Source organism: Rossellomorea sp. GQ25 (genome assembly GCF_059758515.1).
Window position 1 is genome coordinate 265,816 of sequence record NZ_JCAXEQ010000005.1, and the last position, 19,726, is coordinate 285,541.

Consider the following 19,726-nt stretch of genomic DNA (forward strand, 5'->3'; position numbering starts at 1 on the left):
TTCCCTCCCTGCACTACGAATATACGTTCTTATATTCTTTCATTATATCCTAAAACCGGAGATAATTTCAGTATGTATTAACATTTTACGCGATTCATAGAGAAAGGCTGCCCCTGACGACGGAGACAGCCTGCTCTTACAAATCATTTTTTCGATGTAATATCGATTGCTTTTTTAATATCTTTATATGAATTAGATTTTCCGTATAGGAGCACTCCTCCGCGATACACTCTTGCTCCAAATACTCCAAGAATAATAATTGTCGCAAGAAGGACCACAATTCCTATGATTGGTTCATACACTGGAAGATCCAGCATCCCTACACGAAGGAACATAACCATCGGTGTAAAAAACGGGATGTACGAAGTAATCGTCACAAAACTGGATTCCGGATTCCCAAGACCGAACATGGAGATGAAGAATCCAATCATGATCAGGAAGGTCATCGGCATGATCATCTGCTGTACATCTTCGATTCTACTGACAAGAGATCCCAATAATGCAGCCAGGGTAGCATACAGGAAATACCCTAATAAAAAGAAAATGACCGCATAGATTATGACACCTACAGATAGAGATTCAAATCCGAATCCTTCAAAGAACCCCCCGACCAGTTCATCTTTCTTTTGAATCATTGTAAAATAGCCTACTGCCAGGATTACAGCTAACTGTGTTAACCCTGCGAGTCCGATTCCAATAATTTTGGCAAACATTTGTTTCACTGGGGATACACTCGATATGAGGATTTCCATGACCCGGGAGCTTTTTTCTGTCGCGACTTCCATGGCCGTCATGTTGGCGTAAGCAATGACAGAGAAATAAATAAAGAATAATAGAACATATACAATACCCCTTGCCTGACTTAGTTCTTCTTCAGACTTGGCTCCTTCAACAAGGGCTTCCTTCTCAAAGGAAACAGGGCCGCTTAGCAGTGCAAGTTCTTCCCCTGAAAGCTCCAGAATACTTGCAGCCAGTGAGGACTTTACATTTTGCAGGGCGACTTGTAATTCCCCTGTCACATTGGACTCTGATAATGAATTGGATTTATACAGAGCTTGCGGAAGACCTTCAGCGCTTTCACTCAAAATGAGTAGTCCCTTTAATTCTTCAGATTCTATTTTCTTTTCGATTTCTTCTATCGATTGAGTTGTCGATTCCAGCTCAATCTCGCTATTCATGATCTCCAGCTGCTGCACAAGCGGATCATACAGCTTGCCCGTTTCGTCCTGAATCGCTATTTTACTCGTGTCATCATCACTAAAGTTCGAAATGATACTGTCAAAATTGGCCAGTAATACAAGGGCAGCGGCAATGACGACGGTGGATATGATAAAAGATCTTGCCTTAAGCTTTGATAAATAGGAGTGACTAAGGATCAAGAAGAAATTATTCATAAGAAGTTCCCACCTTTTCTATGAAGATATCGTTCAGGGAAGGTTCTTCCAATTCGAACTTTCGAAGGAATCCCTTTTGAACAACATCATGGAATACACCTTGGGCAGCAGCCTCAGACTCGACTTGCAGAAGAACTCCTTCCGTTGTTTCTTTCAGCTTCGTCACGCCTTTCATTTCCTTTAAATATAGAAGATCAAAATCGGAGTGAATCACCACATTCTTCTTACCAAAGGAACGCTTGATCTCCTTCAAGCCACCATGCACCACGGGACGCCCTTTATGCATGATGCATAGGCTTTCACAGAGCTCCTCCACATGCTCCATGCGGTGACTGGAGAACACGATTGTGGTTCCATTTTTCTTAATTTCCCGGACCGCATCCTTTAACAGTTCAACATTAACCGGATCGAGACCGCTGAACGGTTCGTCGAGAATCAGTAAACTGGGCTTATGGATAACCGATGCGATAAACTGAATTTTTTGCTGATTTCCTTTTGAAAGTTCTTCTACTTTCTTGTTGACGTTTTGAGGAACATTGAATCGTTCCAACCAGTAATCCAGTTCTTTCAGAATGGTCTTTTTCTCCATCCCACGAAGACGTGCCAGATAGACGATCTGATCGCTCACCTTCATTTTCGGATATAGTCCTCTTTCTTCAGGCAGATACCCAATTTCTGGACTTGTGGAATAATCGACCCGTTTCCCTTTCCACGTAATCTGCCCTTCCGTTGCATCTAACAACCCTAACACCATTCGAAATGTCGTCGTCTTCCCGGCCCCATTCGCGCCCAGGAACCCAAACATTTCACCCGGTGGGATATCCAGTGACAGCTGATCAACTGCTGTAAATTGTCCAAACCGTTTGGTTACCTGTTGTATACTCAAACTCATTTCAGCATTTCCCTCCTATACCCATAAACGAGTATCCTTTTTCTCTCTAGTACTCTACGATCTTATCCAAAAAAGGTTTCATTTTCCATCCTTTTTTCTTTATCAAACTATTTAGACTTTCCAAAAAAATGATAATATGAAAAAATAAAAGAGTACATGAATTCTATACAAAGGGGTATATCACAATGAAAGTATACAAATTAACGGTTTTTGAAAAAGACGGAAAAAAGATTCTGGATGAATCATTCGAAGCTTCATCCGACAGCGATGCAAAGAAAATGGGAGAATCCATGTTAGAAGAAAAGGGCTATTTCGATCATACTCATCGCTGCACTTCTCCTCTGGGGAAACTATTGTTGTTTCATGTGTAAGACTTGCATTCTGCATTGCGGGTCACATCCAGTGGCTTGTAATGCATTTTTTTATTAAAAGGAATGTATTACGAAAAAAAGAACCAACCCCATCGGGTTAGTTCTCTTCAACTATTATTCTCCCTTAAATTCAGGTCGTCTTTTCTCAACAAATGCACGAATGCCTTCCTGGTGATCCGAGGTTTGACGCATGAGCCATTGCCCTTGTTTTTCCAGCTCAAGTGCACGCTGAAGTCTGTCTTTGTTTAATGTGACATATACTTCTTTCGTTTTCAGCATCGCTTTCGTCGGTGCACTTAATACTTGTTTTGTATAGCGTTCGATACCTTCTTCCAATTTTCCGGAAGGAATCGCTTCGTCAACCAGTCCCTTCATAAGGGCCTCTTGCCCTTCCAATACTTTACCGTTCCAAATCAATCGTTTGGCTTTATGTGTTCCCAGGCGCTCCTGCAGAAGAAAATGACTTCCTCCATCCGGAATCAGTGCGATGCCGATAAAGTTCATGGCTAGCTTGCTGTCTTCTTCACACAAAATATAGTCAGAGCAAAGTGCCAGGCTGAAACCAAGACCTGCAGCAGCACCATGTATACCTGTTAGAACAATTTTCGGCATGGTGTACAGCGTCATCACCAGTTCACTGATGGTATCCATAATACTTGAGAACTGTTCTTCTCCGCTTAATGAAAGCATGGATTTAATATCTCCTCCAGAAGAAAACCCCTTTCCTTCCCCTGTCAGGACCAATAAAGAAATCGATGGGTCATTTTTCACTTCTTTTAATGCAGCCAAGAGCTCTCCCATAAGCCCTGCATCCAACGCATTCAGTGATTGAGGCCGATTCAGTTGAAGCCTTGCCACCTTACCTTCTTTATGTAATTTTACTGTTTCGTATTGATTTGACACTGTCAAAAAAATCCCTCCCCTTTCTTCTAGCATAGCGTAATAACCTATTTTTAGGAATCATTATTTCGAATAGTATAATAATTCAAAAGAAAGGTCGACTTCTGACCGACCTCTCATACGATTTATATTTGTTTCATTTTATCCTGCACTTGATCCCGCAAGGCTCTTTTCAAAAATTTCCCTACTGACGTTTTTGGAATCTCATCAAGGAACAGGATTTCATCCGGCAGCCACCATTTGGCAAACTGTGGTTTCAAAAAGTCCATGATTTCTTCTTTGGATACCTTTCCTTTTCCCGAGTCTCTTAACACCACACAAGCGATCGGGCGTTCCTGCCATTCCTCATGGGGAACTGCAACTACCGCTGCTTCGAAGATATGTTCATGTGCCATGAGTGCATTTTCAATGTCTACAGAAGAAATCCATTCTCCACCTGATTTGATTAAGTCCTTTGTGCGGTCAACGATTTTAATGTAGCCCTCTTCGTCGATGGTGACCACATCACCTGTATACAACCAGCCATCACGGAATGCTTCCTGTGTTCTGTCATCTTCATAGTATTCAGAAGCAACCCATGGGCCTCTCAGGGCAAGCTCTCCCATTTCCTTTCCATCCCAAGCCACTTCTCCGTCTTTCCCGACGATTTTCATGTCTAATCCAGGGACGAGGATCCCTTGTTTTGCTTTCAATTCAAGCTTTTCTTCAGCGGAAAGATCATCATGATAGCTTTTCGAAGCAGCAATCACGGCAAGGGGACTTGTTTCCGTCATTCCATATGCATGCATGAACGGAATACCGAATTTCTCTTCAAAGGTTCTAATCATTCCTTTAGGAGCAGCCGAACCTCCACAAAGAACGGAACGAAGGCTGGAGAGATCATATTCATTTTTCTCTAATTCATGAAGCAAGCCAAGCCAAATGGTCGGGACCCCTGCAGAGATGGTAACCTTCTCATCCTGCATTAACTGAGCCAGCAATCCAGGAGTGAAATATGGCCCAGGCAGAACCTGCTTCGTCCCGAACCACACCGAGGCAAATGGTAGTCCCCATGCGTTTACATGAAACATCGGTACGACCGGCAGGGCCACGTCTCTTTCACAGACACCAGTGGTATCAGCAAGCCCTAGCGCCATGGCATGCAGGACGATTCCACGATGAGAATAAATGACCCCTTTAGGATTTCCGGTTGTGGCTGAAGTGTAACACATACCGGCAGGGGCATTTTCATCAATGTCTGTCCGGAATTGGAAAGAAGGATCGCCTTCCTCCAGCAATCTCTCATAATGATAAACCGGCTCCAAAGTGGTTTCCGGCAAGTCTCCATCGGTCATTACAATGAAGGCTTTGACCGTCGGTATCTGGTCTTTGATTTTTTCGATAAGTGGTACGATGTCTGAATCGATGAGCAATACCTGGTCCTTGGCGTGATTGATAATATATACGATGTGCTGAGGTGATAAGCGAATATTAATCGTATGTAGGACGGCCCCACTACACGGAATCGCAAAATAGGATTCAAGATGTCGATGATGGTTCCAGGCAAGTGTCCCGACCTTATCCCCTTCTTCAACCCCAAGTTTTGATAGGCTGCTTGCAAGTCTTCGTGTTCTTTCTCCCCACTGTTTATACGTGAAGCGGCTTATTGCGGACTCAGTACGTGAAACAATTTCTTTGTTAGGAAAATACTTTTCGGCTCGTTCAATCATTTGTGTCAAAAGCAGAGGTGTTTGCATCATATTCGATCTCTCCCCTCAATTTTAGTAAGCGTTTACAAAAATATTGTCTAAATTTCTATGTCTACCTTACTAATTCGACCTTTTCAGAAGTAATCCTTTATGTATTGCTGAAAAATTCCGTTAATTATACATATACCAACACGTTTCTTAGATATAAATAAGAAGCCGTCCAGAAGTTTTCTGAACAGCTTGTTTTTATGAAAATAAGTCATTAAGGATCTTAATCTTCTTATCGGTATATTCTTTGAATCCCAGGTTGTAGGCGTTTGGCTCTTTCGGATTGGCAAAATGAGTGATCTTTCCGGTCTTCGGATCGATGAATTTACTCGCAGCCCCGCAGCCGATGCCAATGATGGTTTGGACTTCTTCCATGATCATGATGTTATAGAGGCTATCCTGTCCGGGGAGAGCATACCCGACATTCTCGAGGTTACCCAGAATGTTTTTCTGACGATATAAGTAATAGGGCTCATAGCCTTGAGCCTTTGTCCATTCCTCAGCAAGACCCATCATCTTCTCGATTTCCACCCGGTCTGCCACTTTATACTTATCTTTATTCTTCGTCATTTCAGACGCCCGCTTGAAGGACAAAGTGTGGACCGTCAACGATTCCGGCATGAGCTTTTCGGTTTCATCCAAAGAATGCTGAAGTTCTGGAAGCTCTTCACCTGGAAGTCCGATAATGAGATCCATGTTGATGTTGTTCATTCCCATGTTGCGGGATAAATGAAATTTATCGATGGTCTCTTCCACGGTGTGATGGCGGCCGATCGCTTTTAATGTTTCTTGTGTATACGACTGAGGGTTGATGGAAATGCGGTCGATATTCCATTTCTTTAGTACCTCTAGTTTATCTGGAGAAATCGTATCCGGTCTCCCTGCTTCTACCGTCACTTCCCTTACCGCGTCCACATCCGGAAATGATCGATACATTTCTTCATATAGGGCATCCATTTCTTCTGCCGTGATGGACGTAGGTGTCCCTCCACCATAGTAAATCGTCGTAATCTTAACGTTATTCTCTTTGAGCCAGCGTCCCATTTCCTGGATTTCGTAGTGAAGCCCGGCCAGGAACGAATCGACCCTCCCTTGTTTACCGAGAATCGCGTATGCAGGAAATGTACAATACGCACATTTGGTAGGGCAAAACGGGATTCCGATATAGATGCTCACTTCATTCTGGAGATCATAGAGATCCGGTACAACCGACAACTGACGGTCCACGATGTTTTGCATCAGCTGAATTTTTTCGTCGGTAATGAGGTATTCTTCCTTCAATTTCGCTTGAATTTCCTCCTGGGGGATCCCAAGCTGAGTTTGCTTATGTAAAAGCTTGGTAGGACGGATCCCCGTTAAGATCCCCCACTTTTGCCTGATTCCCGTCAGGTCTTGAAGAACATTCAGATACACATGAGATACTGCTTTTTTTAGCTGTTTGAAGCGTTCTTTTTCATTTTCATATGATGTCCAGCCACGTTCATAGGTCGCAGTGTATGATTCATCAGAAGACGGTTTTGTCAACACGGCTTTCGCTTCTATCTTTTCTTCTATTGAAAGTTCTATTTTGACTTGAAGATCCATGTCATCACAACGGCCAAAGTGAATCACGGATTCTTCAAAAAATAAATTCGCAATCAATCGCAGGGGGCGCTCAAAACGCTCATCCTCGATTCCTTTTATTAAAACATTCACGTTCTAATCACCTTTCACCAAATCTAATAAGCTTTTATAAGTGTACAGAATGGGGTGGGAATGGTCAATGGCAGGGAGGCTGACTAAAATAAATACAACACCCCGCTTTTCCAATAGAAACGCGGGGTGTATCCGGTTTATGATTTAATGATGTTCATTTTCTTCAGGAATGGAATGGGGTGCTGCTTGCGGAATAGCTCTGTTACAAAGTATGGGATGCCTTTTTCGCTTTGGCTCCGTGTAATCCAGTTCGCTGCATCTCTCACCGGTCTTGGGGCATCTCCCATAGCAACCCCAAGACCACAACATTCCAAGGAGTCGATGTCATCCAGCCCCGATCCGACCATCACGATTTGATCCTTTTTCACTCCGAGGTGTTCAGACAGATACATCAACCCTCGAAGCTTCGATACGCCCTTTGGCACGATATCCAGTTTATAATCGGATGTCGGAATGGCGTCCACTTCTTCATACATCCCTTTTAGAGAAGCGACAACGTCCCACACATCTTCACGATGCTCCATGACAACCGATATCTTCGGAACCGACATTGGATTCTCCAAGAGATGATCACTCACACGATCCACAAACTGCTTACTATAAAGTAATTTTGACTCCCTTTGCCAAGAGACTTTGGCCATATCCCTTGCCTGGGAATTGGCTTTGCCAATGATGGACCGCTTCTCATGGGATAGAGCTACTTGGCTTGAGAAACCTTCAAGGAATTGAGCAATTTCATACGTAATGTCCTCGGCAATCTTTTTTACATACATCGGTTTTTCAAGCTCTCCAGCAATGTAGGCCCCACTATGTGTGACTAGCGGGTTTTTGAGCTTAAGGGCTTTGGCTACTTTCTTTGCTGAAGCAAAGCTTCTGCTTGTAACCAATGTGACCGGTACACCTTTATCTTGAACGTACTCAATTGCATCCTTTGTTTCCTTTGCAATTTTTCCGTTTTCATTTACAATCGTTCCATCAATATTTAACGCTAACATTCTATAGATCATCATTGGTGTCCCCCCTATATGTTGTCTACTCCCTTTCTTTACTTTTATGAAAGAGGGGATACAAATATGACAAGGGGTGGGAGCAATTCGCAAATTATTTGGAGTAGCTGGTAGAACTTATTCAACTAGATGAGAAGTTCTTACTGGAGTATCGCTTAGAACTGAAAAGTGTTCTTATTTTAGCGGATTTATGAAAAAGTGCCTACTCATTTCATTTCATCCATAATTAACTTTCAATAATTCCCGCCTCAAATTTATGCGTCGTTTTTGATGGTTATTGCGTCTTTTTATTATTTTTTGCGTCTTTTTGACGAGTTTATACGTCGTTTGGTAAAATACGAAAAATCAGCACTCATTAACAAAGCCAACACTCTAAACAGGCACCAAAAGTCAAAATCCTGTCTTATCTGTTGCCCTACTATATCCACAAAAAAAGGACTAACCCCCGATCCGGAAGTCAGTCCTTTTCGTACCCATATTATTTCTGCATTGAACCGTAAAGTTCTTCAAGTGGCTTCATGATGACTTTGTTCAAGTCATTGATGACCATGCTCATGCGTTGCTCAGCTTCCATAAGCTTTGCGATTTTTTCGTGTTGTTGAACAAGTTGAGCTGTCTTTTGAGCTTGCTCTACTTCTTCTTGAGAGATTTCTTCACCGCTCATTTGTTTTTGTTGAAGTGTCATTTGGATGTTTCTGAAGTTTTCAAACATCTTGTTAGCAGATTCGTCATTGTTTACTTCGTCATACATCTTCTTCAGTTGTAGAAATTCATCGCTTTGACGTAAAGCACTTTCCAATTCGTTCGCTTGATCGTATAAGTTAATAGCCAAAATACGTACCTCCTGTAATTTCACTCTATGTTTCCTACACCACTATAACAAACTATAGAGTGAAATTCTAGGAAGGACCCTTAGGCCCTGTTGAATTAAGAGATAAAGAGGGCTATGATCCCTTGAACGATTCCGATCACTCCTCCAAGTAATGCCCCTAAGTAAGTAATCATCTTGAATTCACGACGGGAAATACCGAGAACCAATTCTTCCAATCTTCCAACTGAAAAAGATTCAACCTGCTCCTGCACAATTTGCTGCAGGTGCATCTTTTCCATCAGGTTCGGAATCTTCATCGCTAAGAGGTCCGTCCCTCTATCCACCCATTTCGGAAGCTGGTTATTGAAGAAGGGATCTTTGTGAGGCTCAAGCCAGTGGCTTAGCGGCTTGGATAGGTGCCCTTCGATGTTGACGAGTTTGACCAGAGATGCCTGGACGGTTTGAATCAAGTCTTCTTCCGGTAATCTATCGATGAACTCATCAAGCTTCATTTCTTTCAGTTTGGACCATTCTTTTGTCAGCAGATTGAACAGGATTTCCTGGGTTCCTTCATGCTTAATGAACTTTACGATTTCAGGCTGTACTTTATCCGCAACAGACGTGTTGCCGAGGAACATTCCAAGCATGTTTCCGAGCATGCCCCGTTCTTTCAGAAAATCGTCGATCATGATCTTCACTTTCGTTTTTCCTTCAGGGCTTGTGAAATAGGTTTCCGCACGGTTTGCGATAAAGTCAACAAGCTTCGGAATACTTTCTTCGACTCTTTCCTGCCACTTTTCAGGAAGAGCCTCTTCCAGCTTTTTAGAGGTGTAAGCTGCTTTCGTATCTTTCATTTTTACAGCTACCCACTCTTCAAGCCAATCATTAAGACGATCGGAGGATACAGGGATTTGCAGGATATCCAGCCACTCATTCACCGTTCTGTCCGATGAGAAGAAAGGCTGTAATTCTTCCGCTAGCCAGTGGGTTACATCCCTTTGAAAATCATCGTTAATCATTTTCTTCTGAAGACTTTCAGGCGTGATTAAATGATCGACCACCATTTTTCCGAGTTGTTCCGCCAATTCACTCCGGCGTTTTGGGATCAACCCGGGTGTGAATGGTACTTTAAATTTCCCGATATAGTAAGCCCTATAAGGTCTGAATAACATTTTTATGGCTAATGAATTGGTGACTCCTCCAATGAGGGCTCCAATCAAAACCATGAACAGTATTAGGATGAAAGCATCCAGCATGATTGCACCTTCCTTTTCTACCTCTCTTGTTTGAACATTTTGCCTGGGTTTACATAGAATGCTATATCAACATTAGCCCAATAAATCATTATAGAATCATTCTTACGGGTTATGCAAACGGGGAATGCCTGATGAAGATAAAATGTTCATTTAGTTCGCATAAACATCATCATGATCATCATCACTTGTATATACCGAAGCAGATGATGAATCAATATCCTTTTAAACGGAACATGACGCTGAAATGTGGAAACTCTTCTCTTAACGTCACATGTAGGGAGGCTTCATCTGATTCTTTACAGATTATGTTAGAAACAAGCGATTCATTATTCTCCTCCATACCGAATTTGGAAAAAATATGGATATCCATCGATTCAAGGCATAGCATCATTCATATGGGACCGGTTGTGGCCCTATTAATTAACCAATTCGATCTCAATACATTACATTCTCACTCTTTAAAAGATTATTTTACAGAGTGTCAGAGCTGGTTTCAACGAAAAGGTGGGTTCTTTTATCTTATTCCGCTCTCTTCTTTTGTTGGAGACCTCCCTGAAGGGGTTGTATTTCTTGATCAAGACTGGGAGCTTAAAACCCTTCCCGCTCCTCACATCATTTACAATCGATGTCATTCAAGAAAGGTAGAAAGAACCCCTTCCTTTGAAAAATCGCTTACTCAATCTGAAGAACGGGACATTCATGTTTTCAATTCTGGATTTCTATCAAAGGATGAGGTTTACATTGCGTTGAAAGATAGCCCATCCTTAGCCCACCACTTGCCTAAAACCGTGCAGGGATTCGATTCATTGCAAGAAATGCTTTCCTTGTATAAGGATGTTTTCGTTAAAGGGATTAATGGAAGCAAGGGTCGTTACATCATGCGTATTCAAAAAAGAGAGAACGAGTTTATCATGTACCAAAATTCTTTCACATCACAGAGTACACTTTCTTTCTCAACCTACTCTGCACTTTATAAACAAATACGATCCTGGTGCAACCCTTCTTCTTATTTGGTTCAGGAAACCATTCCGTTTCTTACAGTGGAAGAGCAACCATTAGATTTTCGATTTCTTTGTCACTTGAATGGAAAGGGAAACTGGGAAATCGTTTCTTCTGTTGCCCGGATTGCTTCTCATGATCAATTCGTGGCAAATGTCGATCAGGGAGGACGAATCGAAAAACCTCTTCCAATCCTTCAATCTCTTTTTTCACCTAAGAAAAGTGTCGGAATTCTAAATGACATGAAGGAGTTATGTACGTCTTCTGCCAGACTCCTTTCTGAGGCGGTAGAAGGGCATTTCGCCGAGCTTGGCATTGATGTTGGCATCGGTGAAAGCGGGAAGCCATGGCTGATCGAAGTCAATTCCAAACCTTCTAAACGAACATACTTGGAAAACGACCGGATTCGTCCGTCGGTTAAAGCACTCTATGAATATAGTTTCACAAAATGGATGAACAAGGAGGATTAAAACGATGAACCAATCATTGGGCATTATGACCCTTACTCCGCAAGTAACGAACAGCTACTTTCTTGGAATAGCGAAACAATCCCTCTCTTATCCTATTGATCTTTATCTGTTCTCCCCCAAAGGAATCTCTCCTTTAAACGAAACGGTGGATGGATTCTATTTCAATAAAGAGTCACAATCATGGGAAAATGAAGCCTTTGAGATTCCAGAATATATCTACGACCGTACGTATTACCAAAAGGATATACAGTCCCAACAGGCAAAGGCCGTCGTTCAGTGGTTAAAAAACCAAAGACACATTCGATTTCTCGGCTATGGCTTACCAAACAAATGGCATCTTTACGAAAAACTTAAAAAGACGTCCATCTCCCCTTATATTCCCGAAACGTATCTTGTGACCGATGGAAATCATTTATTAAATCTACTTACTGAACATAAAGATATAATCATCAAACCAATCGATGGTGCTCATGGATTTGCCATTTATCATCTTGTGGAAAGCCAGGGGGGCATAGTCGTTCGAACAACGAAAAAGGAAGGGATCTTGGAACAATCCTTCCCCAGTAAAGAGAACTTTATCAAGTGGGTTAACCGAATCCTCCTGCAGCATACATTCATTTGTCAAAAGCGGATTCTCAATCTGACGAAAGAGGATGCTCCTTTTGATTTGCGCATTCTTTTGAATAAAAACGCTTATGGAGAATGGAGAGAATTTCAGCGGGCGATCCGCGTAGGGGAACAGCAGGCAATTCTGACCAATATCAGTCGAGGGGCTTCATATAAATCATACAGTGATTGGAAGACACTTCATGATTCTTCTTGGGACTATATTGAAGAAGAACTCACTGACATTATGGAAGAAATGCCTTTATTACTTGAAGAACATTTTTCAACCCTGTTTGAAATTGGAGTTGATATTATGATTGCTAAAGATCAATCAATGTGGATTCTGGATGTGAACTCCAAGCCAGGACATAAGGTAGTAGATGCATTAGGACATGAGAAACTGCCATCCTTATACAAAGCTCCATTGGATTATTGTGAGTTCTTGGCATCACAATCACTAACATCCTTAAGACGAGGTGATTTCTAATGCTTAAAACGTACAAAATAGAACAATTCCAAGAGGAAGAAAGCCGAATCTATCTCCCCTCTGGTTTTAAGATGGAGGAAAAAACGTTCCCTCATACAGTAATCCTTGGAACTGCACGGCAATCCGCGGAATGCAAGCGACATCCGAATGGACGTAACGTGATAGGCATTAGCTCTGGTTTAGCCGGGAAGTTACATCTTCCTTCTAAAGTAAATTCCCTTTCTCTCTTTTGTAAAGAGGATTGTTTATATGTAGGGGTGCTCATTGGCATATTCACCTCAGGGTTCACAAGCTTTAGCTTAAGCCCGATTGGTGAGCGCTCCTATTTCTTCAAAAAGCTCTTATCTGTTCAATCATCCCTTGGAGTCATTCCCTTTGTGTTTGGAGAGCGTCATATTAATTGGGAGAACGGACTGATAAAGGGATATTTTCACTTTGGAGAAGGATGGGAAATCGAGGAAATTCCTTTTCCCAATGTTATCTATGACAGACTACCGAACCGCCGCAGTGAAAAGCGGAAAACGTACCAGGACATCAAAGAAAGACTACAGAGGGAATACGGTATTCCCTGGTACAATCCAGGTTTTTTTAATAAGCTTGATTTGTTTGAACGACTGGAAAACGATTCTTCAGTCCAGCACCTGCTGCCGGAAACACATTCATTTCAATCATTTGATGAGATGGAACGAATGCTTTCCTCCTACCATCATATTTATCTTAAACCGAAAAACGGCAGTCTCGGGAACGGGATCCATAAGATTACGTATAACCGCTCTTCCGAAGAATATTATTGCCGGTTCAGGGATGCAGAACGTAAAAATCGCTTACTGAAATTTAAGTCCTTGGAGCAACTTGTCAATATGGTCTTTAAGAATCAAAATCTTGACACTTTTATTGTCCAGCAGGGAATTTCCCTGTTGCAGGAAAATAATCGGCCAATCGACTTCCGGATTCATACGAATAAAGGTGAGGATGGAGTCTGGCAAGTAAGTGCAATAGCTGGTAAAGTGGCAGGATCAGGAAGTGTGACCACCCATGCGAATAACGGTGGAGAAGTGAAAATTTTATCCGAGCTTTTTCCAGACGAAGCAGCTCGAGAAGTTATTGAGGGTGCACTAAAGGACGCAGCGTTAACACTATCACATGCCATTGAACGAAATTTGGAAGGATATATTGGAGAAATCGGCTTTGACTTCGGAGTGGACGAAAATCACCGAATTTGGATGTTCGAAGCAAACTCTAAGCCGGGAAGGTCTATTTTTTCCCACCCCCATTTGAAGAGCTTTGATTTATTAACAAGAAAACTTGCCTTATCATTCGGGATCTTTCTCACTCAACAAAGCTTGAACCATCCTGAGGAAATGATTCCATGAACATCCTTTATGATCGGGTGAAGAAAACCTTTTTTCATGTGGAAGAATCTATAACGACATATGGGTTTGCGAAGAATTCATTTCTGCTTTCTTCTAAGGAATCAAAAGATTGCTATCAATTCACCATCTCACCCCATCAGAAGAACATTCCGGCGGTCCCCCTGATCGGAATCGTCGCAAGTAAGGAAAAAAGGAATAAATACATGGGGAATTTTGAATTGTTTCGATCGATTCAACTGGACGTTGAACAGGCAGGTGGAATCTGTTTTGTCTTCTCTCCACAAGATGTTTTCGGTGATTCCATTTCTGGGATCATGTACAATCAGCCATTAAACAAATGGGTGAAATGCCTCTTTCCTGTTCCAAACGTCATATACAATCGCGTTCCCTCGAGGCATGCTGAGCAAAATCATACCTATGAGAAGCTCCTCCATTTTATCAAGGAACATAATATCCCTTTCTTCAACCCCCATTTCTTTAACAAATGGAAAATATATGAGCTTCTGTCCAAAAGCCGTGAACTCGATCCATACTTGCCTCAAACTGAACTTGTCACAAATGAAGAGTCCTTCACCAACTTTCTCACAACACACAAAAAAATGTATGTGAAACACTCTCTCGCTTCGCAAGGAAAAGGAATCAGACTCATCGAGATCGATGACAATGGACGTATTCTCTGCAAAAGCATCAAAAAAATGGAGAGGTTTTTAAACGTATCCCGCCTGTTTCAATCTTACAGCGAATGGTTTAATAGTAATCAGTGGATCATGCAGGAAGCCGTTTCCTGTAAAACATTGCATGATCATCGTTATGACTTTCGAATTTTAGTCCTTCACACAGGAGAAGATTTTCGTTTAATAGGCATTGGCGTCCGCATGTCACAGCGACAGGAAGTCACTACTCATGTACCTACCGGGGGGAAGATTATTTCGCTTAAAGAAGTCTCAGATGCTCATACCAAAAAGGAAATCTCACGGATCGTTCAAACCTGTGGGGAAGAGCTTGCTAAATCCTTTGGGTATGTTGGAGAGTTCTCCATCGACTTAGCTCCCCGGGAACAAGGAGGGTTTGTATTATTTGAAATCAATTCAAAGCCCATGAGCTTTGATGAAGAAGAAATTGAAAACAAACGGCGAAAACAGCTTGTCCGCACATTCCTCACACTCAGTTCTAAAAATAACGAAGGTTGAATCCAGACGGTTCAACCTTTTTCATTCATTGCCTTAATGAATTATAGATAGTAGAAAATCGCGTAGCATGTTCCATTTCATCAGTCATGGCAATGAAAAGGGGCTTATAGGCTTGTTGATTCGGAATCTCCATCAGCATGTCCCTGTATAGTTCTGCAGCCTCAAGCTCATCCTTCAGTGCCCGCAGGACTCCTTCTTTAAAAGTTGTAAACCCTACCTTCTCTTTCTTATGATCGTAATACTCACCCGTTAGTAAATAATGGAGGTATTGGAACATTTCATAATGCTCTTTTTCATCCTTCCGGGCATGTTCGATAAACTCTACATATAATGGATTATTCGTCCGCCCTTTTAATTCTTTATAGAAATAATAGGCTGTCCATTCATCACTGATCGCCTTTTGCAAATCACGAATAAACGAATTCATTCTCGTCCCTCCTCTATCTCTTCAGTAAATTCTATTAGAGGAGAATACCATTTATGATACATTTAACTCCCAAACCTACACAGCTTGTATTCAAACGTTTACAATAATAATGGAGGTGATGAAAAATGATTCAACATTTTCAATATAAAAGCATGTTCGAAAATAAACAGCTCCCCGGCTGGATGTTTTCCTTTTACTTCAGCGGGACAAAATATCAAGGTAATTACCATAAAGACGGTAAAATTGAATGGACCGGAGCCACTCCACCAGCTGATAAGGAAGACACCCTTAAGAAGCAGCTTCATGAACTGATGCTATTCCATGTTTATGATTGATGGAACGTACATCATTCACCTGAAAAAGAGAAATTAATGAGCCCTCATGCATAACTTCAGCTTCCTTTCCAAAACTAAAGTAAGGAGGCTGATGAGCATGAAAAAAGATGATCAATTCCTTCAAGATACCAATTACGAAGGAAAAGAAAAAGTATTTCTCGATGTGGACCGTTTTATCAACGAAGGCATGTCCGGGGGTTCCGTCCACATGAGGGAAAACACGACCAACATCGAAGAAGCAATCGAAATCACAGAACATGAAGAACCGCCAAAATAGAAAAGCGGAAGCGCCTTGTTCAGCCCCGACAAGCATAAGGCGGGCTTGCTGGAAAGGCGCTTTTTGCCTTTTTAGCACGACTGACTTATGACCTCGAGGGGCTAGGCGCTGGAGCTAGACAATAGAAAAGCGGAGGGGCTTGCCCAGAGGCGACAAACATTAGACGAGAGTGCCGGAAAGGCGCTCTTTGCCTTTTTGGCATTCTCGTCTTATGACCTCGAGCCTCTAGCCACCGGAGCTGGACAAATAGAAAAGCGGAGGGGGCTTGCCCAGAGGCGACAAGCATTAGACGAGAGTGCCGGAAAGGCGCTCTTTGCCTTTTTGGCATTCTCGTCTTATGACCTCGAGCCTCTAGCCACCGGAGCTGGACAACAAACAAAAAAGCTGCCCAAAAGGATCATGATCCTTCGGCAGCTTTTACCATTTATCGACTTCTGACAAGCATATTGACGGCTTCTTGAATAGCTTCTTCTGCATTGCTGCCCTCTTCTTCCGATTCACGTATGCAGGCTTCCAGGTTTTTCGCAACGATGAGACCTAATGTACGATCAACTGCAGTACGTACGGCAGATAATTGCGTCACAACATCCTTACAGTGCTTTTCCTCTTCCATCATTTTCAACACGCCGCGCACTTGTCCTTCAAGACGTTTCATTCGATTCGTAACTTCTTTAGTATATTCCATTTAGGACACCCCGCAATGATTTATTCATTCTTCCATAGTATTAAAATTAGCGTTTATTTGCAATCATGCACACTTTGATTAATCCAGCTATTTCAGTACAATAGACATTATAACCTTTTTTACTATAATAATGAACAAAGAGGGATGACATGTTTACATCTTTACGTAAAAAATTTCCTACTGCCATAATCCAAAACCATTATCCAACCAGTCTTGAGGCTACCAAGATTTGGTTTGCAAATGAAGCAAATGATGAATACATAGGCATTGATAGAAGTGAGATCACTCAAGTGGAAATGGAGTTATTGCATTGCTTGTTCAAAGAGTTTAAACATCCATCGGGATCAGTCAATGATTCTCCCTACTCAATGGAATGGTTCACCTATTTATATAAGAATGGACCAACTCCTTCAAATATAGCCGGTGAATTCCGTATCATTCAATTTTCGATGAAGGAGAGTTTAGACCAGCTTCTATTAAAAGAGGCGTTTCAACATCTTTTACCCCTCAACACAATTCTTGTATTGCAAGATGACAATATGGGGTTGCTCATTGAAGAGAAAAATGAATGGAATTTGGATGAAGAGCAATTATTATCGATTACCCATGTTATTGAGTCGGACTTTTTCGTCAGTCTTTCTTATTTCATAGGACAATTTCATGAGGTTGATCCACAATTCCCTCTCACCTTTCAATATGAGCGGGAATTGTTTTCATTCTCCAGAACGGTGCAGAAGCAGGCATTTATTCAATCCGTGGTGACGGTCCTGCCTGAATTTACTCTGCATCATTTACCGCAGGAATGGAAAAAACAAATTTTCACAAAGGTGTCTGACACCTTTCAGGAAGATCCTGAATTGATTCACACTGTAAAGGCTTTTCTCGAACATCAATCAAATATCAGTCAGACTGCCAAGAAACTATTTATGCATCGGAACAGCGTTCAATATCGAATTGATAAGTTCATTGAAAAAACCAATATTGATATTAAAACGTTTCAAGGTGGAATTTTAGCCTATTTTGCATGCTTGAACTTTCAATCTGACAACCTGCATAAAAAGGACTAAGGAACTTTGTGCAGGTTGACCATATCATTTTGAATCCGCTTTCTCTACAATAGAGTTATAGATGAAAACGATTGCATTTCAAGGAGGAGAAGGGAAAATGGCTGAATTAAAATTAGAAAATATCCACAAAATTTATGATGGTAAAGTAACGGCAGTAAATGACTTTAATCTTCATATTCAAGATAAAGAGTTTATCGTATTTGTAGGACCTTCAGGTTGCGGGAAGTCAACGACTCTGCGTATGATTGCTGGACTAGAAGAAATCTCTAAAGGAGATTTCTCTATCGATGGAAAGCGTGTAAACGATGTGGCACCAAAAGACCGTGACATCGCCATGGTTTTCCAGAACTATGCACTATACCCACACATGAGCGTATATGATAATATGGCCTTTGGTCTTAAATTACGTAAGTTCGATAAACAAGAAATTGACCGACGTGTTCAAGAAGCGGCTAAGATCCTTGGTCTTGAAGCACTGCTTGATCGTAAACCAAAAGCATTATCAGGTGGTCAGCGTCAACGTGTAGCACTTGGCCGTGCCATCGTTCGTGATGCGAAAGTGTTCTTAATGGATGAACCATTATCCAACCTTGATGCTAAGCTTCGTGTTCAAATGCGTGCAGAAATCGCCAAGCTTCACCAACGTTTACAAACTACAACGATTTACGTAACACATGACCAAACAGAAGCAATGACAATGGCAACACGTATTGTTGTCATGAAGGATGGAGTCATCCAACAAGTTGGTTCTCCTAAAGAAGTATACGACAAGCCTGAAAATGTTTTCGTAGGCGGATTCATTGGATCACCTGCTATGAACTTCTTCCACGGCTCCCTTGAAGATGGTAAATTCGTAATTGGAAATACCAAAGTTACTGTACCAGAAGGGAAAATGAAAGTGCTTCGCGAACAAGGTCATGTAGGCAAGAGCATCACTCTGGGAGTGCGTCCTGAAGATATTCATGATGAGCCACTATTCTTAGATACTGCACAAGGAGCGAAAATCACTGCGAAAATTGAAGTATCTGAATTAACAGGTGCTGAAACAATGCTTTACTCTCAATTAGAAGGACAGGAGTTTGTAGCCCGCGTTGACTCTCGTACCGATATCGCTGCCGGTCAAACAATTGAACTTGCCTTTGATATGAACAAAGCTCACTTCTTTGATTCAGAATCTGAATCCAGAATTCGGTAAAATAAAAGCTTTTATTTCTTAATTTAAAAAATGCCCCACTCATTCAGGAGTGCGGCATTTTTATATAGCTCTTCTCACAAAGATTGTTGTTTTGTAACATAAGGTCAGCCAGGGGCTCTGTCAACAGTGTGTGCTAGAAGATGAGGGGAACTGCGCAGACTCCGCTTGCAGCTAGCGGAGTCTGCGCAGTTTCCCTCACCATCTATAAGAAAGTTTGTGACAGACAGAGCTTAATAGTGACCAAAAACAATCTACTCAAACAGAATTTCTAGTACGCAAGCAGAAATCTGCCACTGCTCACTTTAAAAAAAGTTGTTTTCAAAAAAGTTTATTATATTCATTTTAGATTTTATTAAAAAACTCACGCTGAGAAAGTTAATTCTCGCTGCAGGTGCTCGACTCCTCCGGGAGAAGCGGGACAGTCCGAAAAGTGAAGGGTGCTTGTTCAGCCCCGACAAGCATAAGGTGAATGGGCAGGGAAGGCGCCTTTTTGCCTTCTTGGCCCATTTAACTTATGACCTCGAGGGGCTAGCCGTCGGAGCAAGACAGGTGA

19 protein-coding genes are annotated in these 19,726 nt (G+C 41.8%); 9 read left to right on the top strand and 10 right to left on the bottom strand.

Features of this window, described 5'->3' with window-relative positions; genetic code table 11:
- Positions 1-143: 143 nt before the first annotated feature.
- Both AC6CIB_RS17020 and AC6CIB_RS17025 read right to left on the bottom strand, forming a co-directional pair.
- A complete protein-coding gene (locus AC6CIB_RS17020; RefSeq protein ID WP_498282645.1) occupies positions 144-1,394 on the bottom strand; it encodes an ABC transporter permease in 1,251 nt (416 codons plus the stop codon).
- Complete coding sequence (locus AC6CIB_RS17025; RefSeq protein WP_498282647.1) at positions 1,387-2,286, bottom strand: ABC transporter ATP-binding protein; 900 nt, start codon at positions 2,284-2,286, stop codon at positions 1,387-1,389. The genes AC6CIB_RS17020 and AC6CIB_RS17025 overlap by 8 nt, the downstream gene beginning before the upstream one ends.
- A 185-nt stretch (positions 2,287-2,471) precedes the next feature.
- Between AC6CIB_RS17025 and AC6CIB_RS17030 the strand changes: the two genes are divergently transcribed.
- Entirely contained in the window at positions 2,472-2,657 is a 186-nt protein-coding gene (locus tag AC6CIB_RS17030; protein ID WP_498282649.1) for a YhzD family protein, read from the top strand.
- Positions 2,658-2,771: 114 nt separating this feature from the next.
- Here the strand turns inward: AC6CIB_RS17030 and AC6CIB_RS17035 are convergent, their stop codons facing one another.
- The 6 genes from AC6CIB_RS17035 to AC6CIB_RS17060 form a co-directional block, all read right to left on the bottom strand.
- Entirely contained in the window at positions 2,772-3,566 is a 795-nt protein-coding gene (locus tag AC6CIB_RS17035) for an enoyl-CoA hydratase (RefSeq protein ID WP_498282651.1), read from the bottom strand.
- A 116-nt stretch (positions 3,567-3,682) separates the two neighbouring features.
- A complete protein-coding gene (locus tag AC6CIB_RS17040; protein ID WP_498282653.1) occupies positions 3,683-5,296 on the bottom strand; it encodes a long-chain fatty acid--CoA ligase in 1,614 nt (537 codons plus the stop codon).
- 195 nt (positions 5,297-5,491) lie between these two features.
- Positions 5,492-6,988 (bottom strand): coproporphyrinogen III oxidase, encoded by a 1,497-nt coding sequence (locus AC6CIB_RS17045; RefSeq protein WP_498282655.1) that lies wholly within the window; start codon positions 6,986-6,988, stop codon positions 5,492-5,494.
- Positions 6,989-7,125: 137 nt separating this feature from the next.
- On the bottom strand, positions 7,126-7,998 hold the full coding sequence (locus AC6CIB_RS17050) for an HAD-IIB family hydrolase (protein ID WP_498282657.1): 873 nt from the start codon (positions 7,996-7,998) through the stop codon (positions 7,126-7,128).
- A gap of 475 nt (positions 7,999-8,473) precedes the next feature.
- Positions 8,474-8,827: a YlbF/YmcA family competence regulator gene (locus tag AC6CIB_RS17055; RefSeq protein WP_034763247.1), complete on the bottom strand. Its 354-nt coding sequence runs from the start codon at positions 8,825-8,827 to the stop codon at positions 8,474-8,476.
- Between the two features lie 95 nt (positions 8,828-8,922).
- Positions 8,923-10,062 (bottom strand): DUF445 domain-containing protein, encoded by a 1,140-nt coding sequence (locus AC6CIB_RS17060; RefSeq protein ID WP_498282659.1) that lies wholly within the window; start codon positions 10,060-10,062, stop codon positions 8,923-8,925.
- A 131-nt stretch (positions 10,063-10,193) separates the two neighbouring features.
- Between AC6CIB_RS17060 and AC6CIB_RS17065 the strand changes: the two genes are divergently transcribed.
- Genes AC6CIB_RS17065 through AC6CIB_RS17080 form a run of 4 tightly spaced genes read left to right on the top strand, consistent with a single transcriptional unit; the run spans position 10,194 to position 15,187 of the window.
- On the top strand, positions 10,194-11,531 hold the full coding sequence (locus AC6CIB_RS17065) for a YheC/YheD family endospore coat-associated protein (RefSeq protein ID WP_498282661.1): 1,338 nt from the start codon (positions 10,194-10,196) through the stop codon (positions 11,529-11,531).
- A 4-nt stretch (positions 11,532-11,535) separates the two neighbouring features.
- Positions 11,536-12,624, top strand: coding sequence for a YheC/YheD family endospore coat-associated protein (locus AC6CIB_RS17070; protein WP_498282663.1), 1,089 nt, complete (start codon positions 11,536-11,538; stop codon positions 12,622-12,624).
- Entirely contained in the window at positions 12,624-13,997 is a 1,374-nt protein-coding gene (locus AC6CIB_RS17075) for a YheC/YheD family endospore coat-associated protein (protein ID WP_498282665.1), read from the top strand. Before AC6CIB_RS17070 ends, AC6CIB_RS17075 begins: the two co-directional genes overlap by 1 nt.
- Entirely contained in the window at positions 13,994-15,187 is a 1,194-nt protein-coding gene (locus tag AC6CIB_RS17080) for a YheC/YheD family endospore coat-associated protein (RefSeq protein WP_498282667.1), read from the top strand. Before AC6CIB_RS17075 ends, AC6CIB_RS17080 begins: the two co-directional genes overlap by 4 nt.
- 25 nt (positions 15,188-15,212) lie before the next feature.
- On the opposite strand, the gene AC6CIB_RS17085 is transcribed toward AC6CIB_RS17080, so the two are convergent.
- Complete coding sequence (locus AC6CIB_RS17085; protein ID WP_498282669.1) at positions 15,213-15,614, bottom strand: ferritin-like domain-containing protein; 402 nt, start codon at positions 15,612-15,614, stop codon at positions 15,213-15,215.
- Between the two features lie 125 nt (positions 15,615-15,739).
- Between AC6CIB_RS17085 and AC6CIB_RS17090 the strand changes: the two genes are divergently transcribed.
- Both AC6CIB_RS17090 and AC6CIB_RS17095 read left to right on the top strand, forming a co-directional pair.
- The gene (locus AC6CIB_RS17090) at positions 15,740-15,949 is read left to right on the top strand and encodes a YheE family protein (protein ID WP_427600093.1); all 210 of its coding nucleotides are present in this window, start codon (positions 15,740-15,742) and stop codon (positions 15,947-15,949) included.
- Between the two features lie 97 nt (positions 15,950-16,046).
- Positions 16,047-16,226, top strand: a complete 180-nt coding sequence (locus AC6CIB_RS17095; RefSeq protein ID WP_498282671.1) for a hypothetical protein — start codon at positions 16,047-16,049, stop codon at positions 16,224-16,226.
- Positions 16,227-16,650: 424 nt separating this feature from the next.
- Here AC6CIB_RS17095 and AC6CIB_RS17100 read toward each other — a convergent pair whose 3' ends face one another.
- Positions 16,651-16,911 (bottom strand): metal-sensitive transcriptional regulator, encoded by a 261-nt coding sequence (locus AC6CIB_RS17100; protein WP_498282673.1) that lies wholly within the window; start codon positions 16,909-16,911, stop codon positions 16,651-16,653.
- A 149-nt stretch (positions 16,912-17,060) separates the two neighbouring features.
- On the opposite strand from AC6CIB_RS17100, the gene AC6CIB_RS17105 reads away from it, so the two are divergent.
- Together AC6CIB_RS17105 and AC6CIB_RS17110 are read left to right on the top strand one after the other, a co-directional pair.
- Positions 17,061-17,978 carry a PucR family transcriptional regulator gene (locus AC6CIB_RS17105; protein ID WP_498282675.1) on the top strand — a complete coding sequence of 306 codons (918 nt, stop codon included), beginning with the start codon at positions 17,061-17,063 and terminating at the stop codon, positions 17,976-17,978.
- Between the two features lie 97 nt (positions 17,979-18,075).
- Positions 18,076-19,173: an ABC transporter ATP-binding protein gene (locus AC6CIB_RS17110; protein WP_498282677.1), complete on the top strand. Its 1,098-nt coding sequence runs from the start codon at positions 18,076-18,078 to the stop codon at positions 19,171-19,173.
- The last annotated feature ends 553 nt before the right edge of the window (positions 19,174-19,726 follow it).

What these genes read in the sequence shown, in the direction of transcription:
- AC6CIB_RS17090 (WP_427600093.1), top strand. Translation starts at nt 15,740, where the DNA reads ATGATTCAACATTTTCAATATAAAAGCATGTTCGAAAATAAACAGCTC.
- AC6CIB_RS17085 (WP_498282669.1), bottom strand. Translation starts at nt 15,614, where the DNA reads ATGAATTCGTTTATTCGTGATTTGCAAAAGGCGATCAGTGATGAATGG.
- AC6CIB_RS17110 (WP_498282677.1), top strand. Translation starts at nt 18,076, where the DNA reads ATGGCTGAATTAAAATTAGAAAATATCCACAAAATTTATGATGGTAAA.
- AC6CIB_RS17070 (WP_498282663.1), top strand. Translation starts at nt 11,536, where the DNA reads ATGAACCAATCATTGGGCATTATGACCCTTACTCCGCAAGTAACGAAC.
- AC6CIB_RS17100 (WP_498282673.1), bottom strand. Translation starts at nt 16,911, where the DNA reads ATGGAATATACTAAAGAAGTTACGAATCGAATGAAACGTCTTGAAGGA.
- AC6CIB_RS17050 (WP_498282657.1), bottom strand. Translation starts at nt 7,998, where the DNA reads ATGATGATCTATAGAATGTTAGCGTTAAATATTGATGGAACGATTGTA.
- AC6CIB_RS17040 (WP_498282653.1), bottom strand. Translation starts at nt 5,296, where the DNA reads ATGATGCAAACACCTCTGCTTTTGACACAAATGATTGAACGAGCCGAA.
- AC6CIB_RS17080 (WP_498282667.1), top strand. Translation starts at nt 13,994, where the DNA reads ATGAACATCCTTTATGATCGGGTGAAGAAAACCTTTTTTCATGTGGAA.
- AC6CIB_RS17030 (WP_498282649.1), top strand. Translation starts at nt 2,472, where the DNA reads ATGAAAGTATACAAATTAACGGTTTTTGAAAAAGACGGAAAAAAGATT.
- AC6CIB_RS17095 (WP_498282671.1), top strand. Translation starts at nt 16,047, where the DNA reads ATGAAAAAAGATGATCAATTCCTTCAAGATACCAATTACGAAGGAAAA.
- AC6CIB_RS17075 (WP_498282665.1), top strand. Translation starts at nt 12,624, where the DNA reads ATGCTTAAAACGTACAAAATAGAACAATTCCAAGAGGAAGAAAGCCGA.
- AC6CIB_RS17020 (WP_498282645.1), bottom strand. Translation starts at nt 1,394, where the DNA reads ATGAATAATTTCTTCTTGATCCTTAGTCACTCCTATTTATCAAAGCTT.
- AC6CIB_RS17060 (WP_498282659.1), bottom strand. Translation starts at nt 10,062, where the DNA reads ATGCTGGATGCTTTCATCCTAATACTGTTCATGGTTTTGATTGGAGCC.
- AC6CIB_RS17105 (WP_498282675.1), top strand. Translation starts at nt 17,061, where the DNA reads ATGTTTACATCTTTACGTAAAAAATTTCCTACTGCCATAATCCAAAAC.
- AC6CIB_RS17065 (WP_498282661.1), top strand. Translation starts at nt 10,194, where the DNA reads ATGAAGATAAAATGTTCATTTAGTTCGCATAAACATCATCATGATCAT.
- AC6CIB_RS17025 (WP_498282647.1), bottom strand. Translation starts at nt 2,286, where the DNA reads ATGAGTTTGAGTATACAACAGGTAACCAAACGGTTTGGACAATTTACA.